The sequence below is a fragment of the Pantoea allii genome (genome assembly GCF_002307475.1).
GTDB lineage: Bacteria > Pseudomonadota > Gammaproteobacteria > Enterobacterales > Enterobacteriaceae > Pantoea > Pantoea allii.
The window spans coordinates 1-8,947 of sequence record NZ_NTMH01000010.1 but is presented as its reverse complement, the minus strand read 5'-3'; the positions used below and the strand labels follow the sequence as shown (position 1 = coordinate 8,947).

Annotated in this window: 8 protein-coding genes; all 8 read right to left on the bottom strand. The window is 51.3% G+C overall.

The window, feature by feature from the left end:
- The coding region (locus tag CMR03_RS02960; RefSeq protein ID WP_141248547.1) for a type VI secretion system Vgr family protein at positions 1–1,181 on the bottom strand (1,181 nt) is incomplete at its 3' end.
- Positions 1,182–1,226: 45 nt separating this feature from the next.
- Positions 1,227–1,619, bottom strand: a complete 393-nt coding sequence (locus CMR03_RS02955) for a DUF4150 domain-containing protein (protein ID WP_063880038.1) — start codon at positions 1,617–1,619, stop codon at positions 1,227–1,229.
- Between the two features lie 9 nt (positions 1,620–1,628).
- Complete coding sequence (locus CMR03_RS02950; protein WP_096010729.1) at positions 1,629–2,234, bottom strand: DUF3540 domain-containing protein; 606 nt, start codon at positions 2,232–2,234, stop codon at positions 1,629–1,631.
- A gap of 12 nt (positions 2,235–2,246) precedes the next feature.
- Entirely contained in the window at positions 2,247–3,317 is a 1,071-nt protein-coding gene (locus CMR03_RS02945; protein ID WP_096010728.1) for a pentapeptide repeat-containing protein, read from the bottom strand.
- Positions 3,314–5,854: a DUF2169 family type VI secretion system accessory protein gene (locus CMR03_RS02940; protein ID WP_096010727.1), complete on the bottom strand. Its 2,541-nt coding sequence runs from the start codon at positions 5,852–5,854 to the stop codon at positions 3,314–3,316. The genes CMR03_RS02945 and CMR03_RS02940 overlap by 4 nt, the downstream gene beginning before the upstream one ends.
- Before the next feature lie 309 nt (positions 5,855–6,163).
- On the bottom strand, positions 6,164–6,544 hold the full coding sequence (locus tag CMR03_RS02935; protein ID WP_096010726.1) for a hypothetical protein: 381 nt from the start codon (positions 6,542–6,544) through the stop codon (positions 6,164–6,166).
- Positions 6,544–6,936 carry a DUF3592 domain-containing protein gene (locus CMR03_RS02930; RefSeq protein ID WP_096010725.1) on the bottom strand — a complete coding sequence of 131 codons (393 nt, stop codon included), beginning with the start codon at positions 6,934–6,936 and terminating at the stop codon, positions 6,544–6,546. The genes CMR03_RS02935 and CMR03_RS02930 overlap by 1 nt, the downstream gene beginning before the upstream one ends.
- A 14-nt stretch (positions 6,937–6,950) precedes the next feature.
- Positions 6,951–8,947 (bottom strand): type VI secretion system Vgr family protein (locus CMR03_RS02925; RefSeq protein ID WP_244181322.1); only part of this gene is annotated, 1,997 nt, incomplete at its 5' end.

Below are 8,947 nucleotides of genomic sequence, written 5' to 3'. Positions count from 1 at the left end.
AACTTCACCTTCACCCGGCCGTATTTGTCCGTCCAGATGCTCTCGCCTTTCGGCCCCACCACCTTCGCCGTCTGCGGGCCGTGCGTCTTCGGCCACGGCGTGTCCGGCTTCGCACGGTACGTCACCGCCGCCGGCAGCACCGTGAAGTCGATGTTGTGCCGCGTGGCGCCCACGTCGCCGCTGGCGTAGCTGTTCTCTTCAAAGTCGTAGTGCGCCGACGTCACCAGGTATTTGCCGTTGTCGCTGAAGTGCGGCGCGTTCAGCAGCGAAAAAGTGTACCCCGGCGCGATGCCCGTCGCCGTGCCGCTCCCGCTCACCATGTGGTGCTCCACCTGCCACACCTCCTGGCGGATGCGCGCGTAGTATTCGCCGTGACCGTGCTCCACGAAGCGACCCGGCCAGTCGTACACGTCCACCGAACCCGGGGTCGGCGACACCGGGTTCTGCCGCGCCTGCAGCATCCACGCGTTCGGCTTGCGGAAGTCGTAGTCGTCCGTGCTGTACATCCCCGGCGTCACGCTTTCCGACAGCGCCCACTGGCTCACGCCCTCTTCCGTCACGCTGCCGCCCGACGGCGTCACGTGGTAGGCTATCGTTTCGTAGCCCGGGAACGCCTGATGCTGGTCCGGCGCGTCGCACAGCACCAGCGTGTGCTTGTCCGCCTCGTGACGGAAGAAGTAGTACATCCCCTCCAGCTCCATCAGCCGGCTGATAAAGTCGAAGCTGCTCTCCTGATACTGCACGCAGTATTCCCACACCCGGTAGCTTCCCGCCAGCCGCGTCTCCACGTTTACCCCGTACTCCTTCAGCAGCGTCTGCACAATCTGCGGCACCGTCTGGCTCTGGAAGATGCGCAGGTTGCGGTCGCGCTTCATCGGCCACAGATCCGACTCCACCGTCAGCCCGTACACCGCATAACGCACGCCGCCCAACTCCTCGCTGCGCACGCCTATCTGAGTAATTTTGCCGTTGATGTAACGCGGATTCACCGCACTCATCAGGCCGTCCGTCGGCAGCGTAAACGTGACCGGCTTGCCCAGCAGCGACTGGCGGTCAATGCGCGCGTCGGTGGAGAGCAGCTCCGCTTGCAGCACGAACGACTGGGACAGCGCTTCGCTGCCGCTCAGACGTCGGAACAGCAGTCCTTGTGCGGGTAACTGGACTGTAATGCGTGAAAACATAAAATTCATCCCTGTCAGAAAAGGGTTGGTAAAAAGGGGTACGCGTTAAGGCGCAAGCATCAATACTTTGAACTGGCTGGGAACAATACGCATACCAATCGCATTCGTTGAATTTTGCAGACTCATGCTCGTCAACCGCGTTGCCGGCGTGCCTTTCAATAACACCGTGAATGAACCGGTAAGATGACGCGAGGGTCCCATGACCGTTCCCGATGCCACACCGGTTGCGACGCCTGGGTTATCACCGTTAGTAAGTGGCGTTACGGTTGCCATATTATGCGCAGGCATTCCCATAAATAGTATATTTAGCGCATTTGGGATTGCCGTTGGCCCCAACGCGATATCTGGATAGGGAACAGGCACCGGTGCGGGCGTCGGCGTCAGGCACACATCCGGGAAAGCCAGATCCACACCAAAAAGCTGACAATTTGCAAACATGTTTACTCCTTAACCCATATGAATCTGTTCGGAATCCACTTTGGTTATCGCTTTCGAGGTGATTACCGTATTGTGAGCATGCAAACGTGCGTAATCTTCCGCTTTCATATCAAGTTGCCCAGCACGAACTTGTTCGGTGTTGTGTGTGGTACGCAGCAGGTTATGGCTAATCTGGGTGATGGTCTGCCACACGGATTCTGCCCGTTTTCCAACGATGCGTGAAAGACTGATCCATGCCGACAGCTTGTCACCACTGTAATTCATCTCGTTGATATGGCAATCACCCTGTTCAGCGCTAACGCGCAGAGCAGCACTGCTTAAACTCAGCTCACCCACACTGTTGATATGCAAATCGCCAGGTATGCTGAGTTCCGCCTTTTGCGGATCGGCACGCTCCAGCACAGCCAGTAGCCAGATCTCATTTTCGACACTGGTGATTAATACTGTGTCACCGGTTTGCGGCACAATCACGCAACTTGCAGCACGGCGACAATGCCAGCCTCGACCTTCACACTCAACAGTCAGGCTGCCATCCGCGAAGCTGTGCGTGACAACGCCAGCCGCCTGCACTGGAGGTAAAATGGCTTTTGCCAGCGTATGATTGACACTATTCATTGCTTGATCTCCTCAACTGCGGCTCTGGCGCTGTGCGCTCCATGCTTCAGCTGCCAGTAATTCTTCATCAAATTCAATAATGCCCTGACGACCAGAGAATTGCGCATTCTCCTGGCGCGCCCGATGCATGCGCGTTCGGGAAAAGGTAGCACCGCGTAAATCTGCCATGCATATATCTGCGCCGGTAAAATCGCTGTACGTCAAATCGCAACGAATGAACAACGCCTGAGCGGCCTTTACCTGCTGCAGGATGCTTTGGAAAAAACGGCTGCCCGTAAAATCTGTATGCTCCATGATTGCACCGACAAAAATAGCCTGATCGAAAAGGCTCCCTTTGCACTGTGCTCCAGTGAGGTCTGCTTCCATGAACAGTGCCTGGCTGGCGTTCACCTGATTAAGCTGAGCGGCTTTAAGCGAAGCGCCTTTAAAATTACATTGTGAAAGTTGAGCACCATTGAACTGTGCTTCATCAAGCGCGCAGTCCATGAACTGGCAGCCAATAAAACGTTGCTGTGCATAATTCTTTTCACGTTGATCGCACTTAAAAAATACCGTGCGTTCAAATGCACCTGCGCTCATGACGGTCTGACGTAAATCAATACCGTAAAAAGTCGTGAGCAAACTTTTACAGCCATTGAAGCGGCACTCATTCAGCGGTGATTCAAAAAACAGACTGCGGTCAAGCTCCACCTGGGTGAAATCGCTGTGGTTAAGCGGACATTTCATAAACTGCGTGGTAAACAAACGACTGTGCGTAAAATCGCTACCCGTGAGTTCACACTCGTTAAACATAGTTTCGTTAAGACGCGTTTCTCTGACAGTCAATCCAGACATTTCGCACTGGTTAAATACCGTCCGATCAAGCTTCGCATTACCCAGGTCGGATTGAGACAGCTGGCATTCGGTGAAAACGGCTTCCTGAAGATTGGCACCCGTAAAGTTGGATCGGGTCAGTGAAACATTTTGGAATATACCACCTGAAAGATCGCATCCGCGTAAATCCAGTTCATCCAGTTTCACATCACTGATCAGATGGCCTTGTTTGATTCGCTGCTGTAAATCAGTGGCGCTAAGCGTGGTCATACAATTTCTCCATCACGCTTCGGTAACGTTTTAATTCGTTTGGTCCAGGCGCCATCGATCTGAGTGGTGTTGCTGGTAAATGCCTGGGAAAGATCGGCACGAAACAGATTAGCGCCTGGGAAACGAGCACCACCCAACTGACTTTTTTGCAGTATCGCCCCCATCAGATTGGCATCAGTGAAGTTTGCTTCCCGAAAATCGGTGCGCACAAACAGGCTATCTGCCAGGTTCGCACGCTGGAAATTCGCACACTGGCAGACAGCCTCACTCAGGTCACTGTTCTCTAGTTTCGCCAGGGTAAAATCTGCACCATTGAGTGGAGTCTGGCGCAGATTACTTTGTCGCAGCGTGGCGTGGGTAAAATCTGCGCCATTGAGGGAACTCCCGGAAGCGACCGCGCAGGTCAACCAGGTTGATCCGCTGAAACTGGCCCCATCTGCCTGGGTTTCAACCCATGAGCAGCTATCTAATTCAGCGCGGTTAAATATGGCTTGTGCAAGCGTGGATTTTAAAAACGTCGTTTTGCTGAGCTTCGCCTCTGTAAAGTCGAGGCCTGGAAGGCTGAGTTCCATAAACACGCAAGACGCCATAATAGCGCGCTGAAAATGGCATTGGGTAAACCAGGTTTCCCGGAACAACAATTCACTGAAAGTCGCTTCATTAAACGTACACTCATCGAAGAGCGTTTCTTGCAACTGCGTATCTTTAAAGTGTGCGCCGGAGAAATCACTTTGACAGCACTGTGCCAGGGCGAAACTCGCGTTTTCAAAATTACAACCGCGCAGGGATGCATGATGCAGTTCGGTTCGCGCCAGCATCGCACTCTGAAAATTGGCACCGTCCAGTTGGCAGTGACTTAAATCGGCGCATTCCAGCAGCGTCTTACTAAAGTCGGCTCCCCGAAGATCCATACCAGAAAAGTCAGCGCCGGTAAGATCCATACCGCTAAAGTTGCCGCCCTGTGCCAGCGTTCGTTCCGCGCGTTGACGAATTATCAGTGCCAGATCGCCTTTCAGACGCAGCGCTGGTGGCTGGCTTTTAACAGACATGAGATACATTTGATGGAGAGCATCACGCATCTGTGCCAGCGTCTTCTCACTCAGGCTATCCTTGTTGCGCTGCAGCATTTCTTGCATACGGAACAGTGTTTCCGGACCGCGTGGCTGATGCTCGTCACTTTCGCTTTGCGGATAACGGGCCTCTATCTCGCGCTTACGTTGCTCTGCCCGCGCTTTCATCTCGTCGGCCTGGCGGTTCATCTTTTCGATAAATTCCGGCAAGTCTTCCAGTTTGGGTAGCCCGGGTTCATCGGGTTCGTTAAGCAAGTCACCCACATCCCCGCCGGATGCCTCAATACGCGCACGATGCTGCTCTCGGAGATGTTTTGCCCGCGTTTGCATGTTATCCCGCATCGGACTGGGGGTTTGCTCGACCTGATTATCAATCCAGGGCCCGATGGTCTCATCAGGGATAAGATCTTTTTCGCGAAATGAAAACAGCGCGCCGTTTTCTTTATCCAGGCGTTGTGTGAGCACCTTATGATAGTGATTAACTGAGCGTGGTGCCCCCCGTTTTTCCAACGCGGGCATCAACTGCAAGACATCAGCCGCGTCATCTTCATTGATGCGCGTGTTCCCTTGCCATAACAGAACCATTTGCTCCAGATGAGGAAAGAACCATACCGTGGTTGCGCGCAGTGCAATTTCCTCAAACAGTGTTTCATCTTCGCGCTGACGATTAATAAAGCAGCGTGCCTGCCAGGGAGGAAGTTTGCCCTCCTGCATCGGCTTTTGCGGATGCATATTCCAGATTCGCCAGGCAGCTTGCTCAGGTAAGGTATCGCGATCTGCCCACCATTGATCAGGACTGGCAGCATTAAAGACTTTCCAGTCGATATCGCGCGCAAAACCGGGAAAATCATTTTGTAACCAGCTGGAATCGTATTTTTTTCCCATACGACTAAAACGTCGTGGCCAGCTAATATCCAGCGGACCAAACCCCGCAGGCTCTGGCTTTTGTTTAGGCTGCGTAAGACGTCCGCTCATCGCTTCGATGTTAGGTAAGCGGACGAACTCATGGCCCTGATGCACCTCGGGGTGAATGCCAATTCCATAAGGATTCTCATCATGGCCTTCACCGCCAAAAGCGCGACTCCAGTCAAGCCGCATCTGTTCAAAGGGCTGCGGCGCTGTAATGTTATTTCCAACCCAGTAGCGATCGCCAAATACCGCCAGCGACTTGCTTAGCGTATCGACTTCAATCTTTGCCGCGCAGGCGGTTTTATCGCTTTGATGATGCGTGTAGGCATGGCCCGTCGCCAGAAACTCAGCACACACTTTCGGGATGGCCAAATCAAGGACGCCGCCACTGGTCTGTAACTCGCTGGCAGCCAGTTGCCAAAGCTCCATTTCCGGGCGGAGCTTCGGGTTATCACTCATATCGGCTAACGCCAGCACGGTGACGCCAAGATGGTTTTTACCCTGCCAGCGAAAAGGACGATTAAGTACGCTCAGGCGGAGAGGTTTAATAATTTTCATGCCTGGGTTTCCTTTGTGGACAATGAATAGCGTTAATTCTGCACATGATACTGAATTAAAAAATTACATATATTCATTAGCGCCTTATTAAAAAGCCAAGAAGAGAAATCATGAAATTACTTTTATTTAACTTAGAAACCCATATAAAATTCATCGATTTTTATCTAGCCAGCACTTTATAGCCGAAATATATAAAAACAGCAAACCATGCTCTTGAACTTCACTTATGCAATCATCTTTATTTATAAAAAAATCTTTACCGCATCATTAAAAGAACGTGAAGATACTTTTATAAATCTCCATTCGAAATCAACAATCAAAAGCAATACTTATCACAGCGGCCTTTCCCGATGAATGATCCTGCAATTTCACTTCTAAATTTAAACCTTCCCTGATTTTATGTTCATCCTTCCCATTTACTAACCCTGCCGCTATATATTCTCTTTCATCCAAATCATTTTTATGGAAGTTAAAAAGGTAAAAAAACTCATCGCCATACTTCGCTTCCGTTTTGGACCACGCGCATAACCTGGTCGTTAGAACCTCACCGTGCCATCTATCCCGAGAAACCCAATTTTTAATAGCTTCTATTTCTTTCTTTTGAGGCTTTATAACTGAAAAAGCCACTATCGCAGCCGTTAAGGATACAATGACACCAATAATGAGAGGAGGATCAATAAAAAAATGCATTATCGTTCCAGAATGAGGGGTTTATCATATAAAGCAATACGTTGCGGATTTTTGGGATCATATTTTATTGTTGTCCCATTCCCTGGTTTGAAGCGCTCAATTTCTTCAAAAGTTAAATCTTTCAAAATACTGGCTTCGACCACTTGATTTTGTACAGTTTTAAATTTGAAAGTCATCTTATATATAGGTTTGTTACCACCCCACATTGTAGTCTGCTGTGCAGAAACTATATCAGCATTGACAGCAATACCTTTTTTTAAAACCTCACCTTGAACAAAACCATCTTTTATAAGTGGAAAGAAGTGATTGCTAAAATTTCGGACAATGGCAAACAAAACAACAGCAGAAATTACAAGAGAGAAATAAAACCACTTGTTGGTTAAAAAATCCATTACAAACCTCTTGATTAAAGAAATAAGGTAAGTGCTTTAGAACTCCAGTGTAGCGCACCAGAACTTATCACTGACCCAATTTGGTTGAGTGACATAGCGCTATTCTTCGCTTCAAAAGTTTTGTGGCTCATAGATATCACGTTATGCGCTATCGAAGTATGTTTTGCATCAAGTGCGACGGCGGTAATACTTTCAGAACCCCCTGTCAGACTAAAACTATTACCCGTAATAGCTTCTTTGTGACCTGCAATTGTATAACTCGATTTAGGTGCCTGAATATCGACCTGAGTGTCGCTATTCAGTGTAATATTCATAGGACTCTTGATGAGAATCGTCCCACCATTAACGTGCTGTTCCCAATTTCCTGAATCGACATTAATCAAAACGCCATTGTTGATTGTCTGCTTTAACCCACTATCAATCGTTTCATCCACCGCCCCGGTTACATGATGGGTTTTATTACCTATAACCTTGTAATCTTCATTACCATTAATTTCTTTTTGACTTCCACCATTTATTTTAATGTCTTCCCCGCCACTGCTTACCTCTAACTTCCGTCCTTTTTGGATGTAAGTATTTTCCCCTCCATTGAAAAAATTACTAACCGCATTTGTTACCGTTGTATTCCATACATCTTCGTAATTTAGCGTTACGCTTCCCGTGACATTGTCCTGCTGTTTCTTTTTAATTATTGTTGTACGATTACCATCAATATTCACGGTCTTATCATTCTCTACCGAAATATTCATGTCTTTCTCAGCATGCATATTCAGCAGTTCACCGCCCGGCTTATCTTCAAAGAACAGATAACTGGCATTGGCCTGATGTCCGTCTTTACTCCGTGTCATAAAGCCCATTCGGGTTGCATCGCCGGGCAATTCCCATGGCGGCATGCTGGCTTCGTTATAAACACGTCCAGTAATAATTGGCCGATCCGGATCGCCGTTAATAAAGTCCACGACGACCTCATCGCCCACACGTGGGATCTGCACCCCGCCGAAGCCCTGGCCCGCCCAGGCGCTTGACACCCGCACCCAGCACGAACTCGTGTCGTCCCCTTTCGCCAGACGGTCCCAGTGGAACTTCACCTTCACCCGGCCGTATTTGTCCGTCCAGATGCTCTCGCCTTTCGGCCCCACCACCTTCGCCGTCTGCGGGCCGTGCGTCTTCGGCCACGGCGTGTCCGGCTTCGCACGGTACGTCACCGCCGCCGGCAGCACCGTGAAGTCGATGTTGTGCCGCGTGGCGCCCACGTCGCCGCTGGCGTAGCTGTTCTCTTCAAAGTCGTAGTGCGCCGACGTCACCAGGTATTTGCCGTTGTCGCTGAAGTGCGGCGCGTTCAGCAGCGAAAAAGTGTACCCCGGCGCGATGCCCGTCGCCGTGCCGCTCCCGCTCACCATGTGGTGCTCCACCTGCCACACCTCCTGGCGGATGCGCGCGTAGTATTCGCCGTGACCGTGCTCCACGAAGCGACCCGGCCAGTCGTACACGTCCACCGAACCCGGGGTCGGCGACACCGGGTTCTGCCGCGCCTGCAGCATCCACGCGTTCGGCTTGCGGAAGTCGTAGTCGTCCGTGCTGTACATCCCCGGCGTCACGCTTTCCGACAGCGCCCACTGGCTCACGCCCTCTTCCGTCACGCTGCCGCCCGACGGCGTCACGTGGTAGGCTATCGTTTCGTAGCCCGGGAACGCCTGATGCTGGTCCGGCGCGTCGCACAGCACCAGCGTGTGCTTGTCCGCCTCGTGACGGAAGAAGTAGTACATCCCCTCCAGCTCCATCAGCCGGCTGATAAAGTCGAAGCTGCTCTCCTGATACTGCACGCAGTATTCCCACACCCGGTAGCTTCCCGCCAGCCGCGTCTCCACGTTTACCCCGTACTCCTTCAGCAGCGTCTGCACAATCTGCGGCACCGTCTGGCTCTGGAAGATGCGCAGGTTGCGGTCGCGCTTCATCGGCCACAGATCCGACTCCACCGTCAGCCCGTACACCGCATAACGCACGCCGCCCA

Bases quoted from the DNA above. Each gene is read 5' to 3' on its own strand.
- CMR03_RS02955 (WP_063880038.1), bottom strand. From the start codon at position 1,619: ATGTTTGCAAATTGTCAGCTTTTTGGTGTGGATCTGGCTTTCCCGGAT.
- CMR03_RS02950 (WP_096010729.1), bottom strand. From the start codon at position 2,234: ATGAATAGTGTCAATCATACGCTGGCAAAAGCCATTTTACCTCCAGTG.
- CMR03_RS02945 (WP_096010728.1), bottom strand. From the start codon at position 3,317: ATGACCACGCTTAGCGCCACTGATTTACAGCAGCGAATCAAACAAGGC.
- CMR03_RS02940 (WP_096010727.1), bottom strand. From the start codon at position 5,854: ATGAAAATTATTAAACCTCTCCGCCTGAGCGTACTTAATCGTCCTTTT.
- CMR03_RS02935 (WP_096010726.1), bottom strand. From the start codon at position 6,544: ATGCATTTTTTTATTGATCCTCCTCTCATTATTGGTGTCATTGTATCC.
- CMR03_RS02930 (WP_096010725.1), bottom strand. From the start codon at position 6,936: ATGGATTTTTTAACCAACAAGTGGTTTTATTTCTCTCTTGTAATTTCT.